At 35.8% G+C, this 2972-nt stretch carries 2 protein-coding genes; both read left to right on the forward strand.

The genetic code is table 11. The features are described from left to right. Positions 1-156 precede the first annotated feature (156 nt). Complete coding sequence (dptF, locus tag KQJ19_RS23170) at positions 157-1806, forward strand: DNA phosphorothioation-dependent restriction protein DptF (RefSeq protein WP_210591030.1); 1650 nt, start codon at positions 157-159, stop codon at positions 1804-1806. Positions 1807-1810: 4 nt separating this feature from the next. Continuing rightward, positions 1811-2972, forward strand: a 1162-nt coding sequence (dptG, locus tag KQJ19_RS23175) for a DNA phosphorothioation-dependent restriction protein DptG (RefSeq protein WP_216404241.1), incomplete at its 3' end; no start/stop codon positions are given.

Raw genomic sequence — 2972 nt, forward strand, 5'->3', positions numbered from 1 at the left:
ACCTGAGGGTGGCTTTTTTTGTTTTCTGCTCTTGTAAATAGCGCCTTACCTACCAAACTTCAGTGGCATTATAAACAACCATTTCAAAAGGCCTATGGAGATCAAGGGGTAGCTTGTATAAAATAGGCTTATTCTTACATTTGAGAACATGATGTTATGAGTGCAATCACATTACGTAAAGCGTTGGGTGTACTTGCGAAGTCATCTTCTTTTTCAGTTACTACAGTGACTCATAGACAAAGAGATGTGTTCGACCAATTAAAAGAGCAGCTTTTTGTTGAACAAGATATTGAGACTGAGTTACAGCGCTATTTAGATGTCGCTAAGCCCGGTGAGATCATTTTTTTATGCGGTAGTAGCGGAGATGGCAAATCTGAGATTTTGACTCGTTGCCAGTCTGACCCACGTTATCAGAGATGCTTTAATTTTCATTTGGATGCCACACATAGTTTCAATCCGCAACAATCAGCGATTGATGCTTTAAATGAATTATTCAGTAAACATCATTCAGACTCATATCCTCTGCTTGTTGGCATCAATACAGGTATGCTTGCTAACTTTGCAAGGGAAGGTGACGCATGTCATCAACACATTAGAAATACTATAGATTTATACCTTTCGAATCAGTCCAAAGGGAGTAGACCTTATCACGATCAAAATATCTCATTTTTTGATTTTGAACATTACCCAAAATTTAAATTTGATGAATATAAAAATTATTCTCCTTTCATTAAAAAATTACTATACAATTTAACAAGTAATGATGAAAGTAACCTTTTCTACACTATATTAAAGAATGAAGAATTAAAGGGTGTAGATGCTCGTATTATTGCGAATTTTAAAATTCTTTGTATGTCTGGTGTTCAGGATTTGTTAATTACCCAGCTTTTTAAAATCCGGTTGATTAAGGACCAGTTTGTTACGACCAGAACATTATTGGATTTTTTACATCATTTACTTACTGGGCCTGGTTATCTGTTTGATAATCTGTTCACCGGGAATGAAAATGATCTTATTAGCAAGGTTTCTGATTTTGATCCTGCCAGATTACATTCTTATGAACTTGACCAGTTAATCTTGCGTTATGAGCTTGGTTTAACTGATAATGAGTTAGATGAGTTTTTGGACATTCTTGAGCCATTGCAAATTAAGTTTAATCGACAATGTATAACACCTGGTGAGGCTGCATCTTTAATTAGACTTTTTTGGTTACTGCAATATGAGTCACTAGGAAATAACTATCATCATAAATTTTCTAATTTCTTTAATGAATCATTATTTGAGCATTATTCAAGAATTTGGCACTTGCATAAGAATTATACAGGTGATGCAGAGCAGCGAAGAATTCTTAATCGCTTTTATGCCTTCGAGCTGATTTCTGGGATTCAGCGCTATGCAAATCGCAAAGCCCCTGAGCTGACGATGCAAAGAGAAGAGTTTTTCTTGGGCCAGTTTGGTGGCGTTAAAATTACTGCTCCAGTTGAATTAATTCCTGACCTCGATTCAGTTAGAAATAAACTTACGGCTCATCCTACTGGTTTTGATGTCTATTTAAAGGTTTGTGGTAAATCTTTGCATCCTATACGTATTGGATTTAATTTATTCGAACTGTTGAATAAGTTAAACAATGGTTATAGACCAAATAAATACGATAAAAATGCAATAGTATTGTTAGATGAGATAGTTGAACTAATTTCTGAACAAGCTAAATTGAGTAAAGAGTTAAAATTTTATGATGGGAGAAATAATGTATATCGCGCTAAGGCATATGATGACATGATCACCATCAGTGGCATGGAGGGTTAACCTAATGTACCCTATCGATAAACCGTTAAAGGTTGGTAACAATCAGCTGGATAGCTATCTTCCAGTGCGTAATAAAAATAATGAAATTGATTGGCAGATCGTAACCGGCCTCGTACTTAGTTATGCGTTAAAGCGTAAAATTGAAACCTATGAACCCACACAGTTTTGTGAGGACTGTAAAAAATATTTACAGGATTTTCTAAGCAATACAGAATTTTGGTCTGTATTAGAACGTATGTATTTTTTAAATCAGGATGTATTCCGTATTTCCCCATTGTTTTTGCTCTTTCATGCTCAATTTGATGGGGATAAGATAATTAAAGGTTCTTTAGCAGATAAACGTCTTGGAACTTTATTTGCAAATCTTATGGGGGATGTGAGCCTAAATTATCCAATACCTGACAAACTCAATTTTATTGAGCAAAAAATGTTGGATACACTTACGCGAAATGAAAAATTAAAACTATTGGGGAAAGGCCCATTCACCGAAGAACAGCCTTACCTTCCTTATATGGTTAAGTGTTTCCAGGATGATCTGCAGTTTCTGGCAGAACATCCACAATATCTCTTACAAGAATTAACCAATACTTTACGGTTGTATGCTTTTAGCTGGTGTGCTCAGCTTGCTCTTAACCTTGATAACTGGCCGGACGGAGAGCCAACGAGTAAATCATTGTTTTTCATTCTTGACAGCGAGAAAGCGAGTTCTGAACGGGAAAAAATAAAGCGTTTTGGTTATAAATTATTTTCCAGTCAATGTGAGAAACTTTTCCCGATGCTTTCTGCATTGGAAGTTTTACAATGGAAAAAAGAGAAGAAAAAACGTCCTTTATGGCAAGTGTACCAAGACTGTATAAATTATTCAGGAGAACCTAATCAAGTATTGGATGATCTTAATGAATATATCCAGAAGTTTATCAGCAAGGAGGAACGTGATCTCTCTGCTCGCGAAAATGCAGAAAATCTGGAGGAAGCATTCCGACAGCTAATATCTGTGTCTATCGAACAGTTTCAGGGGAAGAAAACTGATCGTGCAACAGTTAATCGTAAATATATCAATGAATTAGAAAGTCAGATTTGTAATGACTTTATCCAGGTGCGTGGGCGTGCAGGTAAAGTCTTGGTATTGAATCAGGATCGTTTGTTGCTATTGACCAATCTAACCA

It is taken from the genome of Citrobacter sp. S46_ASV_140 (assembly GCF_018919545.1).
Classification (GTDB): domain Bacteria; phylum Pseudomonadota; class Gammaproteobacteria; order Enterobacterales; family Enterobacteriaceae; genus Citrobacter; species Citrobacter braakii.

Coding starts and splice junctions, on each gene's coding strand:
- dptF (WP_210591030.1), top strand. CDS start 157: ATGAGTGCAATCACATTACGTAAAGCGTTGGGTGTACTTGCGAAGTCA.